This is a genomic window from Achromobacter deleyi, assembly GCF_016127315.1.
Classification (GTDB): domain Bacteria; phylum Pseudomonadota; class Gammaproteobacteria; order Burkholderiales; family Burkholderiaceae_B; genus Achromobacter; species Achromobacter insuavis_A.
Map to the genome: position 1 here is coordinate 1,798,824 of NZ_CP065997.1, position 20,763 is coordinate 1,819,586.

Below are 20,763 nucleotides of genomic sequence, written 5' to 3' on the forward strand. Positions count from 1 at the left end.
GTTTCCGTCTTGCGCTGTCTACGAGGGGGGTAGCCGATCGTGCGGCCCCCCTTTTTTCATGAATTCGACTCAGACACACTCCCGTCCCTCCCTGCGCAGCTTGCCCCGCGATCTGTTTGAATTGCTGGGTTCGATGCGCTTCGCCGTCAGCCTGCTGATGTTCATCTGCGTGGCGAGCCTGGTGGGAACGGTCCTGCAGCAGAACCGGTCGTCCAACAACTACATCGACCAGTTCGGCCCGTTCTGGTTCGAGGTGTTCGACAAGTTCTCGATCTGGCAAGTCTACAACAGCTGGTGGTTCCTGCTGATTATGGCGTTCCTGGTCATTTCGACGACGGTCTGCCTGATCCGCAACGCGCCCAAGATGCTGCGCGACGCGCGCTCGTTCCGCGAGCACGTGCGCGGGGGCAGCCTGCGGGCCTTTCCGCACCGCGTCGAGACCGAGGCGCCCACCGACGTGCCGCAGACCGCGGCCGGCCTGACCGCGCTGCTCAAGCGCATGGGCTACGCGGTGCGCGAGCGCCAGGACAGCACCGGCGTGCTGCTGGCCGCCAAGAAGGGCAGCGCCAACCGGCTGGGCTACGTGTTCGCCCACGCCGCCATGGTCATCATCTGTGTCGGCGGCCTGCTCGACAGCGAGCTGCCGGTGCGGCTGCAGGTCATGTTCGGCGGCAAGAAGCCCATCGTCGAGAACATGCTGATTTCCGAGGTGCCGGAGAGCGGCCGCCTGTCGGTCAACAACCCGAGCTTCCGCGCCAGCGTGCTGGTGCCGGAAAACGGCCAGGCCAGCACCGCGGTGGTGATGGTGGGCGACGGCGCGCTGGTGCAGCCGATGCCGTTCACCCTGAAGCTCAAGAAATTCGTCGTCGATTACTACTCGACCGGCATGCCCAGCCGCTTCGCCAGCGAAGTCGAAGTGACCGATCCGGACACCGGCAAGAGTTTCGATTCGACCATCGAGGTCAACGAGCCGCTGCGCTTCAAGGGCATGACGGTCTACCAGTCCAGCTTCGATGACGGCGGCAGCACGGTGGTGCTCAAGGGCTATCCGCTGGTGGGCGCCGACAGCGCCACGTTCAATGTTGACGGCACCGTGGGCAAGACCGCCGAAGTAACCGCTCACACTGCGCGTGGCCCGCGCAGCATGGGGGTGGAAATCACGGCGCTGCGCCCGATCAACGTCGAGGACCTGACCCGCGGCGATCCCAAGGGCGGCAACCAGAGCTTCGCCGAGCACGTGGCCTCGGTGTCCGGCAGCGCCGCCGGCAAGAAGAACGAGAACCTGCGCAACGTGGGCCCCAGCGTCGAATACAAGCTGATCGACGACGCGGGCCAGGCGCACGAATTCCAGAATTACATGCTGCCGGTGCAGCTGGACGGCGCCAGCGTGTTCCTGGCTGGCGTGCGCAACAATGCCGCCGAGCCGTTCCGCTATCTGCGCATCCCGGCCGACGACGACAGCTCCGTGGCGGAGTTCATGCGGTTGCGCGCGACGCTGGCCGATCCCGCCGCGCGCCAGGAAGCGGCCCGCCGCTTCGCCGAGCGCAACAGCCCCAGCGGCGCCGACCGCCAGCCGTTGCAGACGGCCGCCGATCGCGCCCTGGAAACCTATGCCTCCGGCGGCCTGCAGGCCGTGGCCGCGTTCCTGCAGGCCAACACGCCGGCCGCCGACCTGGAGCGCGCCGCGGACGTGGTGATCCGCCTGATCGGCGCCAGCATGAACGAACTGCGGGCGGTCGAGCGCGAACGCGCCGGCTTGCCGCCGGTCCCGACCGAAGGCCCCGAGGCCGAGCGCGCCGCGCTGTGGTCGCGCCTGGCGGTGGCGGCGCTGTCGGACCTGACGGTCTATCCGGCCCCGGTGTTCTTCTCCCTGGCTGATTTCAACCACGTGCAGGCCAGCGTCTTCCAGGTCAGCCGCACGCCGGGCAAGAATACGGTCTACCTCGGCAGCCTGCTGCTGGTGCTGGGGGTGTTCTCGATGTTCTATATTCGGGATCGCCGCGTCTGGATCTGGATCAAGCCGCAGGAAGGCGGCAGCGGCATCCTGGCGGCGATGACGTCGCAGAAGCGTACACTCGACTTCAACCAGGAGTTCGATCGCTTCAAGCAGGCGCTGCTGCGCCAGAAAGGGTCTTAAGGTTTCCTATGTCCACGACGACCACCACGCATCCCCCCACGCCCGACAACCTCTGGCAGGACAGCCTGTCCGAGACCGGTGACAGCCGCGCGCAGCGCGGCCGGCCGGACTGGACGGACATCGTGTTCTTCCTGCTGCTGGCGGCCGGCGCCGGGTTCGCGCTGACGCGTTTCAGCGGCGCCATGGACTACTACGAGAAGATCATCCTGTGCGGCACCGTGCCGGTGCTGGCCTGGATGGGCTGGCTGTGGCGTCCGCTGCGCCGCCTGATGGTGGCCTGTGCGATCGCGGCCGGTCTGGCGCTGATGCTCTACGGCAACGACCTGGCGCGGGCCGAGCAGGTGTTCTTCCTGAAATACCTGTTCTCGTCGCAGTCGGCGATCCTGTGGATGAGCGCGCTGTTCGCGCTGGCCATGGTCTGCTACTGGATCGGCTTCTTCAGCCCGACCGCGGCCTGGCTGGGCACGGCCCTGACCTGGGGCGCGGTGTTCGCGGGCGTCACGGGCCTCCTGGTGCGCTGGCGCGAAGGCCACCTGATGGGCCCGGACCTGGGCCACATCCCGGTCAGCAACCTGTACGAAGTGTTCGTGCTGTTCGCGCTGATCACGGCGCTGTTCTACCTGTACTACGAACGCAAGTACGCCACGCGCGCGCTGGGCGGCTTCGTGCTGCTGGTGGTGACGTCGGCGGTGGTGTTCCTGCTGTGGTATTCGTTCACGCGCGACGCCGGGCAGATCCAGCCGCTGGTGCCGGCGCTCAAGAGCTGGTGGATGAAGCTGCACGTGCCCGCCAACTTCATCGGCTACGGCACCTTCTCGCTGGCGGCGATGGTCGGCTTCGCCTACCTGGTCAAGCAGCACGGCCAGACCTCGTCGTGGCTCAAGCTGGCGCCGCTGTTCGTGCTGGGCGTGCTGCTGTGCGCCGAGCCCATGGTGTTCCGCACCGACGGCCTGTCGGCCACCTGGATGCTGTACTTCGGCATCGGCGCGGTGATCGTCGGCGCCATCCTGCTGGGCCGGCGCCGCATCGCCGCCGCGCTGCCGCCGCTGGAGGTGCTGGACGACATCATGTACCGCGCCATCGCCATCGGCTTCGCCTTCTTCACCGTGGCGACCATCCTGGGCGCGCTCTGGGCCGCGGACGCCTGGGGCGCCTACTGGCAGTGGGACCCCAAGGAAACCTGGGCGCTGATCGTCTGGCTGAACTACGCGGCCTGGCTGCACATGCGCCTGATCAAGGGCCTGCGCGGCACCATGGCGGCCTATTGGGCGCTGACGGGTCTTCTGATCACCGGCTTCGCCTTCCTCGGGGTGAACATGTTCCTGTCGGGCCTGCATTCCTACGGCCAGCTCTGAGCCTGGCGCGCACGGCAAAAGGCCCCGTTACGACGGGGCCTTTTGCATGGGGAAGCCGGAGCGCGTTCAGGGCAGCGTCGATTCGCCGCGCAGCAGATCCCGCAGGGTCTCGCGCTGGCGCACCACGTAATAGTGGTCGCCGTCGACCATGACCTCGGCCGCGCGCGGGCGGGTGTTGTAGTTGCCGGCCATGGTCATGCCGTAGGCGCCGGCCGATTCCAGCGCCAGCACATCGCCCTGTTCCAGCACCAGCGCGCGCTGGCGGGCCAGCCAGTCGGCGCTTTCGCAGACCGGGCCGACGACGTCGTATTCGAGCGTGTCGCCGGTGCGCGGCCGCAGCGGCCGCAGGCCGTGCCAGGCGTCGTACAGCGCCGGCCGTAGCAGGTCGTTCATGGCGGCGTCGACGATGGCGAAATTGCGCGCCTCGCCGTGCTTCAGGTACTGGACGGCGGTCAGCAGCACGCCGGCGTTGCCGACCAGCGACCGCCCGGGTTCGAGCACCAGCCGCAAATGGCCCTGGCCGCGTGCCTGCAGGCGCTGGAACACGTGATCCAGCAGCGCCTTGGGCGAGGGCGGCACTTCGTCGCTGTAGCGGATGCCCAGGCCGCCGCCCAGGTCCAGGTGCGACAGGCGGATGCCGATGCCGTCCAGGTCGGCGACCAGGTCGAGCAGCTTTTCCAGTGCGTCGAAATAGGGACTGATGTCGGTCAGCTGCGAGCCGATGTGGCAGTCCAGGCCGGTGATCTCCAGGCCGGGCAGCAGGCGGGCGCTGCGGTAGGCGTCCAGCGCCGCCCCGATGGGGATGCCGAACTTGTTTTCCTTCAGGCCGGTGGAGATGTAGGGATGGGTCTGCGCGTCGACGTCCGGGTTGACGCGCAGCGCCACCCGGGCGCGTTGCCCGGTTTCCCGGGCCACGTCGGACAGCCGCTGCAATTCGGCCTCGGACTCGACGTTGAAGCACATGACGCCGGCGGCCAGCGCCGCGCGCATTTCCCAGGCCTGCTTGCCGACGCCGGAAAAGACGATGCGGGCGGGATCGGCGCCCACGGCCAGGGCGCGTTCGAGTTCACCGCCGGAGACGATGTCGAAACCGGCGCCGAGGCGGGCGAATTCCTTGAGGACGGCCAGGTTGGAATTGGCCTTCATGCCGTAGCAGACCTGCACGGGGCGCTGCCCGACGGCGCTGCGGTAGGTTTCCCAGGCGGCCTTGAGCGCCGCGCGGGAGTAGACGTAGAGCGGCGTTCCCAGTTTTTCGGCCAGATGGTCCAGCGGCACGTCTTCGGCGTACAGCACGTTGTTGCGGTACTGGAAGAAGGGGTGCCCGGCCAGTTCGGGCGGAACCGGGAACGCGGCGGTCATGGCAGGGAGGGCGTGGCCGGTATCTGCGGTACCTGGGGCGTCGTCTGGCCTCGCCCGGGTGGGGGCGGCTTGCCGTCGGGCGTGGGCATATACAACGGACCCTTGTAGCCGCAGGCCGCAACCATGCCGGTCGCCAACAGCGTGGCTACAATGCGAAGAGACATGCGGCTGAATGCCAATTGGAACACTGGGAACTCCGTAATTCTTGCAGGCTCGATTATGACCGAATCCGAATTTCTTGCGTTGATCGACCAGGTGCTGAACAGCATCGAAAGCCAGGCCGATGACTGGGCGGCTTCGCTCGACGTCGACGTCGAAACCAGCCGCAGCGGCAATGTGCTGACGATGGTCTTCGAAGACAATACCCACGTGGTGGTGAACAGCCAGGCCGCCATGCAGGAACTGTGGGTGGCCGCGCGCAGCGGCGGCTTCCACTACCGTTACGACGGCCAGAACTGGAACGATACCCGAGGCGGCCCGAAATTGCCGGACGCCCTGTCCCAGATCTGTTCGGCGGCGGCCGGCGTGCCCGTCACGATCCGCCTGTAACGCCCAATAAAAAGGCCGGCTGACGCCGGCCTTTTTTTCATTCCGTTCAGAACGGGATCTTCTGCGACCAGGGTTGGGCGTTCTGCGAGCCCACGCCCGGTCCGACCTTGATGCGGTTGTCTTCGCCGCTGTCGTTGTTCAGGCCGTTCAGGAACTCGCCCAGCGTATCGGCCTGCGGCAGGCCCAGGCGCGCCACCGCCTGTCCGGGCGGGAATTCCGAGAAGTAGTACTCGCCGTTCTCGACGATGATGCCGTCGGGACGGGGGCGCGGCTTTTCTTCCGGCACGCCCTTGAGCACGTCCTGCATGTAGTCGACCCAGATCGGCATGGCCACGCCGCCGCCGGTTTCGCGCGAACCCAGCGACTTGGGCTGGTCGAAGCCGAGCCAGGCGGTGGCCACCAGCGACGGCGTGTAGCCCGAGAACCACGCATCCACGGATTCGTTGGTGGTGCCGGTCTTGCCGGCGATGTCGTTGCGCTTGAGCAGCACGCGGGCGCGGGCGGCGGTGCCGTAGGTGGCCACGCCGCGCAGCACGTCGTCCATGATCCAGGCGGTGCGCGGGTCGATGGCGCGGGCGGCGGCGTCGCCGGCCACGGTCGGCTTGGCCTGCATCACGATCTTGCCGTTGCTGTCGGTGACGCGGTCGATCAGGTAGGGCGTGACGCGGTAGCCGCCGTTGGCGAACACCGAGAACGCGCCGGCCAGCTGCAGCGGGGTCACCGAGCCGGCGCCCAGCGCCAGCGGCAGCACCGCGGGCTGGCGCGCCTTGTCGAAGCCGAAGCGGGTCAGGTAGTCCTGCGCGTACTGCGGGCCAATGGCCTGCAGGATGCGGATCGAGACCATGTTCTTGGACTTGTACAGGCCCTGGCGCAGCGTCAGCATGGGCTCGTACTGGTTGCCGTAGTTCTTCGGATTCCAGGCCTTGGAGCCGGTCTGGGCCGCGGTCAGTTCGAACGGCTGGTCGGAGATCTGCGTGGCCGGCGTCAGGCCGCGCTCGAGCGAGGCGGCGTAGATGAACGGCTTGATGTTCGAGCCGGGCTGGCGCCAGGCCTGCGTCACGCGGTTGAAGTTGCCGCGGTAGAAGTCGAAGCCGCCGACCATGGCGCGGATCGCGCCGTCCTGCGGCGACAGCGCCACGAACGCGGCCTGCACCGACGGCAGGTTGATGATTTCCCAGTTGTCGCCGAGCTTGCGGATGTAGACCACCGAGCCGCGCTTGATGCGCTGCTCGGGCTTGGCCTTGTCGTTGAGCGCGCGCGCCACCACGCCCAGCACCTTCTTGTCGGTGACGGTGATGATCTCGCGCGAGCTGCGCGCCAGCTTCACTTCGGTGGGGCTGGCCGACAGCACCAGCGCGGTCAGCAGGTCGCCGCTGTCGCCGAACTTGTCGAACACGCCGTCCAGGAATTCATCTAGGGCCTGCGGGTTGTTCTCGGTGCCCGGCGGCAGGTCGAGCTGTTCCTCGGGGCCCGGGTAGGGCGCGCGGCGGGTGTATTCCAGCACGCCTTCACGCACGGCGCGGTAGGCCGCTTCCTGGTCCTTGGACTGGACCGTGGTGTAGATGTTGATGCCGCGCGAGTAGACGTTGTCCTGGTACACGTTGAACAGCAGCTGGCGCGCCAGTTCGGCCACGTATTCGCCATGGATGCTGTAGCCGCCAGCCGGCGTGCCTTCGGCCGACTTCATGACGATCTGCTGCGCCATCGCCTGCTTGTATTCGGGCTCGGTCAGGTAGCCCAGCGACTGCATGCGGCCCAGCACGTAGCGCTGGCGCAGCTCGGCGCGGGGGCGGTTGGAGATCGGGTTGAAGCGCGACGGGGCCTTGGGAATGCCGGCCAGCATCGCGGCCTCGGCCGGCGTCACTTCGGACAGCGGCTTGCCGAAATAGGTGCGCGAGGCGGCGGCGAACCCGTAGGCGCGGTGGCCCAGGTAGATCTGGTTCATGTAGAGCTCGAGGATCTGGTCCTTGGTGAGCTCGGATTCGATCTTGAACGTCAGCAGCAGTTCGTAGAACTTGCGCGAGTAGGTCTTTTCCGACGACAGGTAGAAGTTGCGCGCCACCTGCATGGTGATCGTGCTGGCGCCCTGCGTCTTGGACATGTTGATCAGGTTGGTCAGGCCGGCGCGCACCACGCCGGTCCAGTCGATCCCGCCGTGCTGGTAGAAGCGGTCGTCTTCGGCCGCCAGCACCGCGGACTTCATCACGTCCGGGATTTCATTGAAGCGCAGCACGTTGCGGCGCTCTTCGCCGAATTCGCCGATCAGCACCTTGTCCGCCGTGTAGACGCGCAGCGGCACCCGCGGGCGGTAGTCCGTCATGGCGTTCAGGTCCGGCAGGTTGGGCCAGGCCAGCGCCAGCGCCATGCCCGCCAGCAGCACGCCGCACAGGAACAGGCCGGCAAAGAAAATGCCGGTCTTGACGAAAAAACGCAATATCGGGGAACCGTTATTGGCGGGCTTGTCTTTTTTGGAGGAATTCTGCGGCTTGCTCATCGCGGCGATTTTACGGGTATCTCCGGTCCCACCTCAGTGTGGCGGATCGGTTTCTGTAACAAGATAGTTCAGTGTGGTGCGCGGGCAACTTGGCGGCAGATGTGATAATGCCGTCATGAACTTTTCCGCTCACTCATGTCCGGAGGCTGACCCGGACCTGGCGCCCTCCGGCGAGGCGCCCGAAAACCCGCCTTGCGCCTCGGAGTGCCTGGGCAAGACCGTGTCGTTGCCGCACGACCTGCCCATCTTCCTGGTGGGGATGATGGGGGCGGGCAAGACGACCATCGGCCGTGGCCTGGCGCGTGCCCTGGGGCGCGATTTTATCGATCTGGACCATGAGCTCGAGGCGCGTTGCGGCGTGCGGGTGCCGGTAATCTTCGAAATCGAGGGTGAGGCCGGTTTCCGTCGCCGGGAATCCGCCGCCCTGGAAGAGTGTACCCAACGGCGCAACATAATTCTCGCCACTGGTGGCGGCGCCATCCTGGCCGCCGAAAACCGGTCGCGCCTGCGCGAGCGGGGCATCGTGGTCTATTTGAGGGCCAGTGTGGACGAATTGTTCCGCCGCACCTGCCGCGATCGCAACCGGCCCCTGCTGGCCACCGCCGATCCGCGTGGCACGCTGCGCGACCTGATGACCCTGCGCGAGCCCCTCTACAAGGAAGTCGCCGACCTGGTGGTGGAAACCGGCTCCATGCCCATCCACACCCTGGTCAAGGCGCTCCTGCCGCAATTACAAGCCTTCGAGAAGCAGATATGAACGTTGTTGAGGTCGATACCCCGGGCGGACAGTACCCCATCCGCATCGCGCCGGGGCGCCTGGATGCCCTGGACGAGAGCATTCCCGCCGACGCCACCGCCATCGCGGTGGTGACCAACCCGACCGTGGCGGCCCTGTACGGCGAACGCGCCGAAGCCGCCCTGGCGCGCACCGGCAAGCGGGTGCTGCGCATCGAGCTGCCCGACGGCGAGTCGTACAAGGACTGGCAGTCGCTGAACCTGATCTTCGACGCGCTCCTGACCCATCGCCTGGACCGCCGCTGCGTGCTGGTGGCGCTGGGCGGCGGGGTGATCGGCGACATGACCGGCTTTGCCGCCGCGGTGTACATGCGCGGCGTGCGTTTCGTGCAGGTGCCCACGACCCTGCTGGCCCAGGTCGATTCGTCGGTCGGCGGCAAGACGGCCGTGAACCACCCGCTGGGCAAGAACATGATCGGCGCGTTCTACCAGCCGCTGGCGGTCGAGATCGACACCGCCGTGCTGGCCTCGCTGCCGGCGCGCGAAGTGTCCGCCGGCCTGGCCGAAGTCATCAAGTACGGCCTGATCCTGGATCCGGAATTCTGGACCTGGTGCGAACAGAATGCGCAAAAACTGCGCAGCCTGGATCCACAGGCCGTCGCTTACGCCATCCGCCGCTCGTGCGAACTGAAGGCGCAGGTGGTGGGCAAGGACGAACGCGAGTCCGGCCTGCGCGCCATCCTGAACCTGGGCCACACCTTCGGCCACGCCATCGAGGCGGGCCTGGGCTACGGCGCCTGGCTGCACGGCGAGGCGGTCGGCTGCGGCATGGTGCAGGCGGCGGAACTGTCGGCCGACGTGGCGGGTTTCCCGCGCGCCGACGTGGCCCGTGTGCGCGCGCTGGTCGAGGCCATCGGCTGTCCCGTGATCGCGCCCGACCTGGGGGCCGATCGCTGGCTCGACCTGATGCAGGTCGACAAGAAGACCGAGGGCGGCGAGATCCGCTACGTGCTCATGACCCGCATCGGCGAAGCGATGATGCGGGCGGCGCCGGCCGATGCCGTGCGCGCCGTATTGGCCCGAACCACTCAATAAAGACTGCTGGAGAGACGGTGTCGCAGATGAAAGAACTGGCTTCCTATGCATCCGACCCGTCCCGATCGCGCGGCCGGGCCTATGCCGAGCCCGCGCCGGAAAACCGCACGGAATTCCAGCGCGATCGCGATCGCATCATCCATTCGGGCGCGTTCCGGCGGCTGGAGTACAAGACCCAGGTCTTCGTGAACCACGAAGGCGACCTGTTCCGCACCCGGCTCACGCACAGCCTGGAAGTGGCGCAGATCGCGCGCACCCTGGCGCGCAGCCTGGGGCTGTCGGAAGACCTGACCGAAGCCATTTCGCTGGCGCACGACCTGGGCCACACGCCGTTCGGCCATGCCGGCCAGGACGAGCTCAACGCCTGCATGCGCGAACTGGCGCCCGAGGCCGGCGGCTTCGAGCACAACCTGCAGAGCCTGCGGGTGGTCGACGAGCTTGAAGAACGCTATGCCGACTTCAATGGCCTGAACCTGTGCTTCGAGACCCGCGAGGGCATTCTCAAGCACTGCTCGGCGGCGCATGCGCGGCAGCTGGGCGCGGTGGGCGAGCGCTTCCTGGCGCGCACCCAGCCGTCGCTGGAGGCGCAGATCGCCAACCTGGCCGACGAAGTGGCCTACAACAACCACGACATCGACGACGGCCTGCGTTCGGGGCTCATCACGCTGGAACAGCTGCAGGGCGTGTCGATCTTCCAACGCCACCACGCCGAGGTGCTGGCGCGCTATCCCGACCTGGCGTCGCGCCGCGCGGTGGCCGAAACCATCCGGCGCATGATCAACACGCTGATAGGCGACCTGACGCAGACCTCGCTGGCGCGCATCCATGACGCGGCGCCGGCCAGCGCCGACGACGTGCGGCGCGCGCCGCCGCTGGCGGGGTTCTCGGAAGGCATCCGGCGCGAGGCGGATGAACTGAAGAAGTTCCTGTTCGACAACCTGTACCGGCACTACCGCGTGCTGCGCATGACCACCAAGGCGCGCCGCATCGTGCGCGAATTGTTCGCGGCGTTCCTGGATGATCCACGCCTGTTGCCGCCGGACTATCGCCGCGCGGCCTTCAATGACCAGGCCCGCGCCATCGCCGACTACATCGCCGGCATGACCGACCGCTACGCCATCCGCGAGCACCGGCGCCTGTTCGACATGGGCTAGGGCCGGCGCCGGGCGGCGTTCAGGGCTGATGTGCCCTGGGCGCCACCCGTGCCGGGGTCAGGCGGCGCGGCCCGCCGGTATCAACGATGCTTGCGGTACGGTTCGTCGGCCTCGACGAAAGTGGCTTCGGCGCGCGCGTCGCGCATCCATTCCTGCATCGCCGGCAGCGCCAGCACCGCGTCCATGTAGTCGCGCACCGGGCCGGCCGCGGCGATGCCGTAGGTGACGAAGCGCGACACGATCGGCGCGAAGAACGCATCGGCGATCGAAAAGGCGCCAAACAGGAACGGGCCGCCCTGGCCGAACTCGGCGCGCGTGTCCTGCCAGATGGCATGCATGCGCGAAATCTCCTGGCGCGCGGCCTCGGAAATGTCGATGCCCGGCAGGTGCGCCTCGATGTTCATCGGCAGCGCCTGGCGCAGCGCGCCGAAGCCGCTGTGCATCTGCGCCGCCAGCGAGCGGGCGCGGGCCCGGGCGCGCGCATCCTGCGGCCACAGGCGGGCCTCGGGATGCTGTTCTGCCACGTACTCGCAGATCGCCAGCGAGTCCCAGACCGCCAGGTCGCCATCCAGCAGCACCGGCACCAGTCCGGCCGGCGTCAGCGTTTCCAGGTGGCGGGCGAACGCCTCGGTGAACAGGCCCAGCTTCTGTTCGGTGAAAGCGACGCCGGTGGCGCGCAGCGCGAGCCATGGCCGCAGCGACCACGACGAGTAGTTCTTGTTGCCGATGATCAAGGTGTACATGCCGATTCCCCTTAGTGACAGGCCCTGGTTGCGCCGCGCCGTTCAGCCGGCTGGCATGCGGCGCAGCAGTTTGCCGAGATAGTGTCCGGTGTGGCTTTCCGGCGCGGCCGCCACGTCTTCCGGCGTGCCTTGCGCCACCACGCGCCCGCCGCCGTCGCCGCCTTCCGGGCCCATGTCGATGAGCCAGTCCGCGGTCTTGATGACGTCCAGGTTGTGTTCGATGATGAGCACGGTGTTGCCGCTGTCCACCAGCTGGTTGAGCACCTGCAGCAGCAGTTCGATGTCGCGGAAATGCAGGCCGGTGGTGGGTTCGTCCAGGATGTACAGGGTGCGGCCGGTGCTGCGCCGCGACAGTTCCTGCGACAGCTTCACGCGCTGCGCTTCGCCGCCCGACAGGGTGGTGGCGCTCTGGCCCAGCCGGATGTACGACAGGCCGACGTCGATCAGCGTGTGCAGCTTGCGCGCGATCGCCGGCACCGATTCGAAATACTCCAGCGCCTGCTCGACCGTCAGGTCCAGCACTTCGCTGATGTTGCGGCCGCGGTAGCGGATCTCCAGCGTCTCGCGGTTGTAGCGCTTGCCGTGGCAGACGTCGCAGGGCACGTACATGTCGGGCAGGAAGTGCATCTCGACCTTGACCACGCCGTCGCCCTGGCAGGCCTCGCAGCGGCCGCCCTTGACGTTGAAGCTGAAGCGGCCGGGATCGTAGCCGCGGGTGCGGGCCTCGGGCACGCCGGCGAACAGTTCGCGGATCGGCGTGAACAGGCCGGTGTAGGTGGCCGGGTTGCTGCGCGGGGTGCGGCCGATCGGGCTCTGGTCGACGCTGATGATCTTGTCGAAGTTCTCCAGGCCCTGCATCGCGGCGTAGGGGGCGGGTTCGCTCTGGGCGTGATGCAGCTGGCGCGACACCGCCACCGCCAGCGTGTCGTTGACCAGGGTCGACTTGCCCGAGCCGGACACGCCGGTGACGCAGATCAGGCGGCCGGCCGGCAGGCGCAGGTCGACGTTCTTGAGGTTGTTGCCGGTGGCGCCGGTGAGCGTCAGCCAGGGCAGCTCTTCCGTGACCGGGCGGCGCGGCGGGATGGCGATGGCGCGCCGGCCGCTCAAGTACTGGCCGGTGAGCGAATTCGGGTCGCGCTGCACGGTCTCGGGATCGCCCTGCGCCACCACTTCGCCGCCGTGCTCGCCCGCGCCCGGACCCATGTCCACGACCCAGTCGGCCATGCGGATCATGTCTTCGTCGTGCTCGACCACGATGACGCTGTTGCCCAGGTCGCGCAGATGCTGCAGCGTGCCGATCAGGCGGTCGTTGTCGCGCTGGTGCAGGCCGATCGAGGGTTCGTCCAGCACGTACATCACGCCGGTCAGGCCCGAGCCGATCTGGCTGGCCAGGCGGATGCGCTGGGCCTCGCCGCCGGAGATGGTGTCGGCGCTGCGGTCCAGCGACAGGTAGTTCAGGCCGACGTTGTTCAGGAAGCTCAGGCGCGCCTCGATCTCGCGCACGATGCGTTGCGCGATCTCCTGCTTGGCGCCGGTCAGCGCCAGGTCGCGGAACCACGCCAGGCAGGTCGACAGCGGCATCGCCTCGACTTCATAGATGGCCTGGCCGTGGCGTTCGCCGCCGCGCGGATCCTGGCCGATCAGCACGTGGCGCGCTTCCGGCCGCAGGCGCGAGCCGCCGCAGTCCGGGCAGGTCTTGATGTTGCGGTACTTGCCCAGCTCTTCGCGCACGGTGGCCGAATCGGTTTCGCGCCAGCGGCGCTCCAGGTTCGGGATCACGCCTTCGAAGGTGTGGCGCTTGACGGTGCTGCGGCCCTTTTCGTTCAGGTAAAGGAACGAGATTTCCTCGTCGCCCGAGCCGTACAGCACCTTGTCGCGCAGCGCCTCGGGCAGGTCCTCGAAGGGCGCCTCGATGTCGAATTCGTAGTGCGCCGCCAGGCTGGTCAGCAGCGAATGGGTGAAGGCGTTGCGGCGGTCCCAGCCGCGGATGGCGCCGGCCGCCAGGCTCAGCTCGGGGAAGGCGACCACGCGCTTGGGGTCGAAGAAGCCCACCTGGCCGATGCCGTCACAGCTGGGGCAGGCGCCCATCGGGTTGTTGAAGCTGAACAGGCGCGGTTCCAGCTCGGGCAGGCTGTGGCTGCACACCGGGCAGGCGTAGCGGCTGGAAAAGACCTGCTCGCGGCTGCCGTCCATGTCCAGCGCCAGCGCGCGGCCGTCGGCCAGCTGCAGCGCGGTCTCGAAGCTCTCGGCCAGGCGCTGCTTGCTCTCGGGCTTGATGCGCAGGCGGTCGATGACCACGTCGATGTCGTGCTTCTCGGTTTTCTTCAGCGGCGCCATGCCGTCGATTTCCACCATCTGGCCGTCCACGCGCAGGCGTACGTAGCCCTGCGCCTGCAGGCTGGCGCATTCGTCCTCGAAGCTGCCTTTCTTGCCGCGTGCGATCGGGGCCAGCACCGCCAGGCGGGTGTCGGCCGGCCAGGACAGCACTGCGTCCACCATCTGGCTGACGCTCTGCGCCTGCAACGGCAGGCCGTGGTCCGGGCAATAGGGCGTGCCGACCCGCGCGTACAGAAGGCGCAGGTAATCGTGGATCTCGGTGATGGTGCCGACGGTGGAACGCGGGTTGTGGCCCGCCGCCTTCTGCTCGATCGAAATGGCCGGCGACAGCCCCTCGATCAGGTCGACGTCGGGCTTGTCCATCAGTTGCAGGAACTGGCGGGCGTAGGCGGACAGGCTTTCGACGTAGCGCCGCTGCCCCTCCGCGTAAAGCGTATCGAATGCCAGCGAGGACTTGCCCGAGCCGGACAGGCCGGTAACCACCACCAGCTTGTGGCGCGGCAGATCCAGCGAGACGTTCTTGAGATTGTGGGTGCGGGCACCCCGAATGCGTATGGTCACGTCTATCGGGCTCTTTTAAGCGGTTGCAAAGGCCAACTTGGTACTATAGCGCGCCGAGTCCTCAGGCCATAGATCAGACCGCAAGCGCATGACATTCGCGCGCGAACGGCCCTCGTCATCGTTGAAAATTCCGCATGCCGGCAGACACGAAACTGAAATTGACCCCTTCCGAGCGCCGCGCCAGCGTGGCGCTGGCCGGTTTGTTCGCCGCGCGGATGCTGGGACTGTTCCTGTTGCTGCCGGTGTTCGCCGTCGCCGCCCGCGGCCTGCCGGGGGGCGATGACCCTGCCCGGGTCGGCCTGGCGCTGGGCATGTACGGCCTGACCCAGGCGTTCATGCAGATTCCCTTCGGGCTGGCCTCCGACCGCTGGGGCCGCCGGCCCGTGGTGCTGTTCGGCCTGCTGCTGTTCGTGGCGGGCAGCGTGGTCTGTGCGCAGGCCGATGACGTGTTCTGGATCACCATCGGCCGCGCCATCCAGGGCGCCGGGGCCATTTCGGCCGCCGTGACCGCCTGGCTGGCCGACGCCACCCGCGACGAGGTGCGCACCCGCGCCATGGCCATGGTGGGCGGCTCGATCGGCCTGTCGTTCGCCGCGTCGCTGGTGCTGTCGCCGGTGCTGGTGGGCTGGTGGGGGTTGTCGGGCCTGTTCTGGACCATCGCCTGCCTGGGCGTGGTCTGTCTGGCGGTGGCGCGCTGGGTGGTGCCGGTGGTGCCGCGCACCCAGGCCCGCACCATGCAGGCCGCCAGTCCGCGCCAGGTGCTGACCCACACCGACCTGCTGCGGCTCAATTTCGGCGTGTTCGTGCTGCACATGATCCAGGTGTCGCTGTTCGTGGTGGTGCCGGCGCTGCTGGCCAAGGTCGGCGGCCTGGATGCGCGCGAGCTCTGGAAGGTCTACCTGCCGGTGATCCTGGTGTCGTTCGTGCTGATGGTGCCGGTGGTGTTCGTGGCCGAAAAGCGCCGTGCCCACCGCGGCGCCCTGCGCGCCGCCGTGGCCGGGCTGGTGCTGGTGTGCGCGCTGTTGCCGGCGGCCAGCCATGGCTTCTACACCCTGGCGGTGGCCCTGACCGGCTTCTTCGTGGCGTTCAACGTGCTGGAGGCGCTGCAGCCTTCCCTGGTGTCGCGCGTGGCGCCGCAGGCCTACAAGGGCCTGGCGCTGGGGTTCTACAACACGGCCCAGGCCGCGGGCTTGTTCACGGGCGGCGCGCTGGGCGGCTGGGTGGCATCGCACTCCGGCGCCGGCACGGTCTTCATCGGCGCGGCCGTGCTGGCGGCCGTCTGGCTGGCCGTGACCTGGGCGCTCAAGCCGCTGGCCTGAGGCGTCCGCGGATCGGGCGGCGGAAAGTCGCGGATCGCGCCGCCAACGGTGCCCAACAGCGGTGAAATCGTTTCCCGGGCAGGACAGCTTTGTCACGATTCCGGTTTGGCGCGGCAAGCGCTTTTCGTCGATAATAGAAGACAAACTAGGGCTTCTCCGGCGTCGCCGGTCATCATTGCGGTGACCGGCGAGTTTCATGAAGCCGGTCTTCAACATCGCTTTTTATGTTGTTGCCGGCGCGCTCGCGGCAACGTGTGGCACAGGCTGTCAACAACAGAGGGACAACGGCATGGCATCGGTTAACAAAGTCATTCTCGTGGGCAACCTGGGTCGCGACCCGGAAGTCCGCTATAGCCCCGAGGGGGCCGCAATCTGCAACATGTCCATCGCCACGACCTCCACCTGGAAGGACAAGGCATCGGGCGAACGCCGCGAAGAAACCGAATGGCACCGCGTGGTCATGTACAACCGCCTGGCCGAAATCGCCGGCGAATACCTGAAGAAGGGCCGCTCGGTCTACATCGAGGGCCGCCTGAAGACCCGCAAGTGGCAGGACAAGGACACGGGCGCTGACCGCTACAGCACCGAAATCGTCGCCGACCAGATGCAGATGCTGGGCGGCCGCGAAGACGGCGGCGGCGGTGGCGGCAGCTACGGTGGCGGCGGCGGTTACGACGACGCGCCGGCGCGCCAGCCGCAGCAGCGCGCCCCGGCCCAGCGCCCGGCGCCGCAGCAGCGTCCCGCGCCCCAGGCTGCACCCGCCGGTGGCGGCGCCAACCTGGCCGACATGGACGACGATATTCCGTTCTGATCGCGTCTCCCGCGGCCGTTCACGAACAAAGCCCGGCAAGCCTTGCGCTTGCCGGGCTTTGTGCCGTTTGGACGTCGCCAAGGCGCCGCGGCTGCTGGAAGCTGCTGTTTTTCCGGGGAAATCCCGTCAGCTATCCACAGGCTGTGCACAGCATTTCAACAGCTTGCCCACTGGTTTTCGGGCCTTTTCCACCGGTTGTTCACAGGGCCTCGCCAGGGGATTCTGGTGCCTCCAGGGCCGCCAAATGACGCCTCAACCCGCCGGATTTCGGACCCGCGTCCCGTCACCCTCCCAAAAGCCGCATGCAGCCTGGCTCCACGCATATTGCTGGCGCGAACTATCCACAGGCTGCGCACAGCCTTTGCACAGCTTGTTCACCGTAATTCGCGGTTTTTCCACAGCTTTTCAACAGGGTCGAAAAGGGCGCGCCTGGTTCACGCCAGGATTGCCGTTATCCGCCACCCGGCGTCGGCCTTTCGCAAACCGGCCCGCCGTCGCGGCCGATCGCTGAGGGGACTGGCTTCATGAAATATTTGGTTTCATAAAAGCCTCTTGCGCTATCTATCTAGTAGTAGGTAAGATTCATCCATCGACGCAGCACCCAGCAACACCGCAGCGCCGCCCCAAACCAGAAATACAGTAGCACCTCCTTTTTATTTGCCTTGTTGTCTACCTATAAGTAGATAGTTTAAACGAAACATCCTAGCCATCGTTATCTGGAGATCATCATGAAGACCCTCGTATCCGCCCTGATCCTGTCCGCTTCCTTCATCGGCGCCGCTCAAGCCGGCGAACTGGACTACCCGCCCGCCCTGAACACCCAAAGCACGGTGACCCGCGCCCAGGTGCAGCAAGAACTGGCTGCCGCCCGCGCCAACGGTGAACTGGCCACGACCGAAGAAGGCTACGCCGCCACCGCGTTCGCCAGCGCTGGTGACAAGAGCCGCGCCCAGGTGAAGCAGGAACTGGCCGCCGCCCGCGCCCAAGGCCTGACCGAAAGCGGCGAACTGGACTACCCGCCCGTTCAAGGCTGATTTTTTCGACTCGAAATCTATCTATAGATAGATAGTTCTCATCCAAATCGCAGTACCCGATCCTTTTCCGGAGATCCACCATGAAGACCCTCGTATCCGCCCTGATCCTGACCGCCTCGTTCCTGGGCGCCGCCCACGCCGGTGAGCTGGACTATCCGCCCGCCGCGAACACCCAAAGCACGGTGACCCGCGCCCAGGTGCAGCAAGAACTGGCCGCCGCCCGCGCCAACGGTGAACTGGCCACGACCGAAGAAGGCTACGCCGCCACCGCCTTCGCCAGCGCCGGCGACAAGAGCCGCGCCCAGGTGAAGCAGGAACTGGCCGCTGCCCGCGCCCAGGGCCTGACCGAAAGCGGTGAACTGGACTACCCGCCCGTGCAAGGCTGAGTCCGATGACGGCCACTGCGAACCCCGGGGGGCGGGATCATTCCCGGCCGGGGTTCGCACGGTTGCATCGGATCCCCGCCTAGGGATACCGCCGATGACGAACCAACCTATTAGTAGGTAATATTCAGCCATGGACACTCCGACCCCCAACACCACCCGCGACCAGCTGCTGGCCCACGCCGAAAAGCTGATCCGTACCCGCGGTTGCAACGGTTTCAGCTATCGCGACCTGGCCGAGCACGTGGGCGTGAAGACGTCCAGCATCCACTACTACTTTCCCGGCAAGGACGACCTGCTCTACGAGGCCGTTGAAGCCTACAGCGCCCGCGCCCTGGCGTCGGTGCGCAGCATCGACACCGCGCAGCCGGCCCACGCCCAGCTCGACGCCTATCTGACGATGATGGAATCGAAGGCCTGCGGCCACGGCGAACTGTGCCTGGGCGGCATGCTGGCCGCGGAAATGATGAGCCTGCCCGACCGCGTGCGCGGCGCGCTGCAGGGATTCTTCCGTGCGCACGAAGCCTGGTTGACCCGTGTATTGGCGCAAGGCGCCGAAGAGGGCACCCTGAAATTCTCGGGCACCGCCGAAGCGGCCGGCCGGGCGGTGTTCGCCACGGTGCAGGGCTGCATGCTGGTGTCACGCCTGTTCCAGGCGCCGCCGGCCCTGTGCGAGGCGATCAGCGCCCTGTACGTCGAGTGCCAGGACAAGCCCGCCGCCTGATCCACTCCGCTTTTCCATCGCCACGGCCGCAACGCGCAAGCGTGCGGCCGTTGTCATTGGGCCGCGGTGGATAGCGGCGTCGCCTGCCTCAAGCCAATGCGCGCGCCATGTCCGCGCTGCTGCGCGCCTGCATGCCGAGGTCGCGCATACGCTCCAGGAACACCGACTGCGCGTCCGCGAAGCCCGTGACCGGGCTGATGCAGTCGGTCAGCAGCACCACGCGCGACAGGTTGCCGCCCGGCAGGTGTTCGGCGATGTGCTCGACCGTGGCCTTGACGCAATGGCTGCCGGCCACGCCCGCGACGATGATGAGGTCGGAACGGTCCAGCGCGTCGAGCAGCTTGCGGTTGAGCTGGCTGCGCGGGTCGTCGGCATCCGGCACCTCGGCCATCAGCGCGCTGTAGTGCTCAGTCCACGGGTTGGCGCCCTTGGGCACCTTGCGCACGATGTATTGGCGTTCGTCTTCCCAGCGGCCATAGGCGGCGCGCACGTCCGGATGGACGTTGTGGCCCCAGGTGCCGATCTCGCAATGCACCGGCCAGACCATCAGGGTGTAGCGGCCGCGCGCCTCCAGCTCGTCCAGATACGACAGCGTGCGCGGCAGGTCGTCGACGTGGCGGGGCTGGAAGGCGCCCGAGCGCACCTGGCTGGCGGTGATGGGCGTGAAGGGCGCGACCGGCCGGCCGTCGCCGCCGCGCCAGAAGGTCGGATGGGCGATGTCGAGCCGATGGTGCGAATCCAGCGTGACGGTGACGGCCGACAGCGCGTGCGCGGTGGCATCGACGAAGCGCGCCAGCCGCTGCATGTCGGCATGCGCGCCCGGCACCGGCAGCGCGGGCGCGACGGCCTGGCCCGTCAGCGGATCGACGGGCAGGTATTGCGCGGGAAGGTCGCAGAAATCATTCTGCGGATCGATGATCAGTAGATGAACGGAGCGCGACATGGGGGCACAGGCAGGAAGTGAATACGAAATATAGACCGGGAGACGCGCTGTGCGCGAGCGTCTTGCCCGGATCCGGCCTGGCCACGCACGGCGGCCCGTTTCAGAACAGCACCAGGTGACGGGGCAGATCGGGCAACTGGCGCAGCAACGCGCGCCACGAGAGCCACATGCGGGCCAATCCCGCCACCACCACCGCGGTCGCGCCGATATAGAAAACCATGATCCACTCCATGCCACTTGAATCGCACGGTCGTGCGAAATTAGCCAAAAACAATGCCGGCTCGCGCCGGCTTCCAGGGTAAGGATTACTCGATGTACTTGAAACTGCGATACGTGGAAATCAGGCGCTCGTAGGCGGCGCGCACCCGTTCGCGAGCCTTGGGATCGCGCAGGAAACGGGCGTCGTGCATCAGGCCGATCATCAGGCTGTAGACCTCGAACACCAGTTGCTCGGGGTCGGTGTCCGGGCGCAGGTGGCCTTCTTCCAGCGCCTGCCGCACCGTGCGCACCATGACGCCGCGCCACCGCCGCAGGTTGTTTTCCAGGATTTCGCGCAGGGGGGATTCGACATCATCGAATTCGAAGGCGCCGGCGATATAGATGCAGCCGGTCAGCAGTTCGACGTTGCAGGCGCGCTCGATCCACAGGCTCATGAGCGCGTTCAAGCGCGGCAGTCCGCGCGGTTGCGCCATGGCGGGCGTGAAGACGGCCTCCACGAAGCGGCGCTCGTACTCATCCAGCACGGCCTGCTGCAAGGCTTCGCGCGAGCCCACCCGTGAAAACACGCCGCTCTTGCTGATATCCAGGCGCTTGGCCACCTGGCCGAGCGACAGGCTCTCGAGCCCCTGGGCGGCGGCCATGTCCAGGGCCGCGTCCACGATGGCCGCGAAAGTCAGCTCGCTCTTTTCGGTCTTGGCAGTCATGCGCCAGAATTTAGCACGGCTGTGCGAAAAATGTGCGATTTTCCTGCGAAAGGACATCGGCAAAAAAAACCGGACAGCCTGGGCTGTCCGGTACGGCATGCGTCGCC

At 67.1% G+C, this 20,763-nt stretch carries 18 protein-coding genes; 11 read left to right on the top strand and 7 right to left on the bottom strand.

All coding sequences use genetic code 11. The features are described from left to right. The first annotated feature begins 58 nt into the window (after positions 1 to 58). A complete protein-coding gene (locus tag I6I07_RS08060) occupies positions 59 to 2,137 on the top strand; it encodes a cytochrome c biogenesis protein ResB (protein WP_198486248.1) in 2,079 nt (692 codons plus the stop codon). Positions 2,138 to 2,145: 8 nt separating this feature from the next. Beyond that, on the top strand, positions 2,146 to 3,492 hold the full coding sequence (gene ccsB / locus I6I07_RS08065) for a c-type cytochrome biogenesis protein CcsB (RefSeq protein ID WP_198486249.1): 1,347 nt from the start codon (positions 2,146 to 2,148) through the stop codon (positions 3,490 to 3,492). Between the two features lie 66 nt (positions 3,493 to 3,558). On the opposite strand, the gene lysA is transcribed toward ccsB, so the two are convergent. Together lysA and lptM are read right to left on the bottom strand one after the other, a co-directional pair. Next, positions 3,559 to 4,851 (bottom strand): diaminopimelate decarboxylase, encoded by a 1,293-nt coding sequence (lysA, locus tag I6I07_RS08070; RefSeq protein ID WP_198486250.1) that lies wholly within the window; start codon positions 4,849 to 4,851, stop codon positions 3,559 to 3,561. After that, the gene (gene lptM, locus I6I07_RS31895; RefSeq protein WP_420094568.1) at positions 4,848 to 5,120 is read right to left on the bottom strand and encodes an LPS translocon maturation chaperone LptM; all 273 of its coding nucleotides are present in this window, start codon (positions 5,118 to 5,120) and stop codon (positions 4,848 to 4,850) included. Before lptM ends, lysA begins: the two co-directional genes overlap by 4 nt. Here lptM and cyaY point away from each other — a divergent pair. Then, a complete protein-coding gene (gene cyaY, locus I6I07_RS08080) occupies positions 5,071 to 5,400 on the top strand; it encodes an iron donor protein CyaY (protein WP_006392017.1) in 330 nt (109 codons plus the stop codon). The two genes, lptM and cyaY, sit on opposite strands and share 50 nt — an antisense overlap. Positions 5,401 to 5,446: 46 nt before the next feature. Here cyaY and I6I07_RS08085 read toward each other — a convergent pair whose 3' ends face one another. Then, positions 5,447 to 7,894 carry a penicillin-binding protein 1A gene (locus I6I07_RS08085; protein WP_006392016.1) on the bottom strand — a complete coding sequence of 816 codons (2,448 nt, stop codon included), beginning with the start codon at positions 7,892 to 7,894 and terminating at the stop codon, positions 5,447 to 5,449. Positions 7,895 to 8,153: 259 nt separating this feature from the next. Between I6I07_RS08085 and I6I07_RS08090 the strand changes: the two genes are divergently transcribed. Genes I6I07_RS08090 through I6I07_RS08100 form a run of 3 tightly spaced genes read left to right on the top strand, consistent with a single transcriptional unit; the run spans position 8,154 to position 10,878 of the window. Further along, complete coding sequence (locus I6I07_RS08090) at positions 8,154 to 8,651, top strand: shikimate kinase (RefSeq protein WP_232626108.1); 498 nt, start codon at positions 8,154 to 8,156, stop codon at positions 8,649 to 8,651. After that, positions 8,648 to 9,724 carry a 3-dehydroquinate synthase gene (gene aroB, locus I6I07_RS08095; RefSeq protein ID WP_198486253.1) on the top strand — a complete coding sequence of 359 codons (1,077 nt, stop codon included), beginning with the start codon at positions 8,648 to 8,650 and terminating at the stop codon, positions 9,722 to 9,724. The genes I6I07_RS08090 and aroB overlap by 4 nt, the downstream gene beginning before the upstream one ends. Before the next feature lie 26 nt (positions 9,725 to 9,750). Beyond that, the gene (locus tag I6I07_RS08100) at positions 9,751 to 10,878 is read left to right on the top strand and encodes a deoxyguanosinetriphosphate triphosphohydrolase (RefSeq protein ID WP_198487450.1); all 1,128 of its coding nucleotides are present in this window, start codon (positions 9,751 to 9,753) and stop codon (positions 10,876 to 10,878) included. 80 nt (positions 10,879 to 10,958) lie between these two features. Here I6I07_RS08100 and I6I07_RS08105 read toward each other — a convergent pair whose 3' ends face one another. Next, the gene (locus I6I07_RS08105; RefSeq protein WP_198486254.1) at positions 10,959 to 11,621 is read right to left on the bottom strand and encodes a glutathione S-transferase family protein; all 663 of its coding nucleotides are present in this window, start codon (positions 11,619 to 11,621) and stop codon (positions 10,959 to 10,961) included. 42 nt (positions 11,622 to 11,663) lie between these two features. Continuing rightward, positions 11,664 to 14,519 carry an excinuclease ABC subunit UvrA gene (uvrA, locus tag I6I07_RS08110; protein ID WP_420094569.1) on the bottom strand — a complete coding sequence of 952 codons (2,856 nt, stop codon included), beginning with the start codon at positions 14,517 to 14,519 and terminating at the stop codon, positions 11,664 to 11,666. A 134-nt stretch (positions 14,520 to 14,653) separates the two neighbouring features. Between uvrA and I6I07_RS08115 the strand changes: the two genes are divergently transcribed. The 5 genes from I6I07_RS08115 to I6I07_RS08135 all read left to right on the top strand — a co-directional run bounded on the left by I6I07_RS08115 (position 14,654) and on the right by I6I07_RS08135 (position 18,790). Further along, entirely contained in the window at positions 14,654 to 15,838 is a 1,185-nt protein-coding gene (locus I6I07_RS08115) for an MFS transporter (protein WP_198486255.1), read from the top strand. Positions 15,839 to 16,127: 289 nt separating this feature from the next. Continuing rightward, positions 16,128 to 16,649, top strand: a complete 522-nt coding sequence (gene ssb, locus I6I07_RS08120; protein WP_035359744.1) for a single-stranded DNA-binding protein — start codon at positions 16,128 to 16,130, stop codon at positions 16,647 to 16,649. 728 nt (positions 16,650 to 17,377) lie between these two features. Further along, positions 17,378 to 17,683 (top strand): DUF4148 domain-containing protein, encoded by a 306-nt coding sequence (locus I6I07_RS08125; protein WP_006392008.1) that lies wholly within the window; start codon positions 17,378 to 17,380, stop codon positions 17,681 to 17,683. A gap of 80 nt (positions 17,684 to 17,763) precedes the next feature. Further along, positions 17,764 to 18,069, top strand: a complete 306-nt coding sequence (locus I6I07_RS08130; RefSeq protein WP_198486256.1) for a DUF4148 domain-containing protein — start codon at positions 17,764 to 17,766, stop codon at positions 18,067 to 18,069. Positions 18,070 to 18,199: 130 nt separating this feature from the next. Continuing rightward, positions 18,200 to 18,790 (top strand): TetR/AcrR family transcriptional regulator, encoded by a 591-nt coding sequence (locus I6I07_RS08135; protein ID WP_006392006.1) that lies wholly within the window; start codon positions 18,200 to 18,202, stop codon positions 18,788 to 18,790. A gap of 88 nt (positions 18,791 to 18,878) precedes the next feature. Here I6I07_RS08135 and I6I07_RS08140 read toward each other — a convergent pair whose 3' ends face one another. After that, a complete protein-coding gene (locus I6I07_RS08140) occupies positions 18,879 to 19,733 on the bottom strand; it encodes an isochorismatase family protein (protein WP_198486257.1) in 855 nt (284 codons plus the stop codon). A 305-nt stretch (positions 19,734 to 20,038) separates the two neighbouring features. Next, entirely contained in the window at positions 20,039 to 20,656 is a 618-nt protein-coding gene (locus tag I6I07_RS08145; RefSeq protein WP_198486258.1) for a TetR/AcrR family transcriptional regulator, read from the bottom strand. Between the last annotated feature and the right edge of the window lie 107 nt (positions 20,657 to 20,763).

Bases quoted from the DNA above. Each gene is read 5' to 3' on its own strand.
- I6I07_RS08135 (WP_006392006.1), top strand. From the start codon at position 18,200: ATGGACACTCCGACCCCCAACACCACCCGCGACCAGCTGCTGGCCCAC.
- lysA (WP_198486250.1), bottom strand. From the start codon at position 4,851: ATGACCGCCGCGTTCCCGGTTCCGCCCGAACTGGCCGGGCACCCCTTC.
- I6I07_RS08090 (WP_232626108.1), top strand. From the start codon at position 8,154: ATGATGGGGGCGGGCAAGACGACCATCGGCCGTGGCCTGGCGCGTGCC.
- lptM (WP_420094568.1), bottom strand. From the start codon at position 5,120: ATGCTGTTCAGCACCTGGTCGATCAACGCAAGAAATTCGGATTCGGTC.
- I6I07_RS08105 (WP_198486254.1), bottom strand. From the start codon at position 11,621: ATGTACACCTTGATCATCGGCAACAAGAACTACTCGTCGTGGTCGCTG.
- cyaY (WP_006392017.1), top strand. From the start codon at position 5,071: ATGACCGAATCCGAATTTCTTGCGTTGATCGACCAGGTGCTGAACAGC.
- I6I07_RS08060 (WP_198486248.1), top strand. From the start codon at position 59: ATGAATTCGACTCAGACACACTCCCGTCCCTCCCTGCGCAGCTTGCCC.
- aroB (WP_198486253.1), top strand. From the start codon at position 8,648: ATGAACGTTGTTGAGGTCGATACCCCGGGCGGACAGTACCCCATCCGC.
- I6I07_RS08100 (WP_198487450.1), top strand. From the start codon at position 9,751: ATGAAAGAACTGGCTTCCTATGCATCCGACCCGTCCCGATCGCGCGGC.
- ssb (WP_035359744.1), top strand. From the start codon at position 16,128: ATGGCATCGGTTAACAAAGTCATTCTCGTGGGCAACCTGGGTCGCGAC.
- I6I07_RS08145 (WP_198486258.1), bottom strand. From the start codon at position 20,656: ATGACTGCCAAGACCGAAAAGAGCGAGCTGACTTTCGCGGCCATCGTG.
- ccsB (WP_198486249.1), top strand. From the start codon at position 2,146: ATGTCCACGACGACCACCACGCATCCCCCCACGCCCGACAACCTCTGG.
- I6I07_RS08125 (WP_006392008.1), top strand. From the start codon at position 17,378: ATGAAGACCCTCGTATCCGCCCTGATCCTGTCCGCTTCCTTCATCGGC.
- I6I07_RS08140 (WP_198486257.1), bottom strand. From the start codon at position 19,733: ATGTCGCGCTCCGTTCATCTACTGATCATCGATCCGCAGAATGATTTC.
- I6I07_RS08130 (WP_198486256.1), top strand. From the start codon at position 17,764: ATGAAGACCCTCGTATCCGCCCTGATCCTGACCGCCTCGTTCCTGGGC.
- I6I07_RS08115 (WP_198486255.1), top strand. From the start codon at position 14,654: ATGCCGGCAGACACGAAACTGAAATTGACCCCTTCCGAGCGCCGCGCC.
- I6I07_RS08085 (WP_006392016.1), bottom strand. From the start codon at position 7,894: ATGAGCAAGCCGCAGAATTCCTCCAAAAAAGACAAGCCCGCCAATAAC.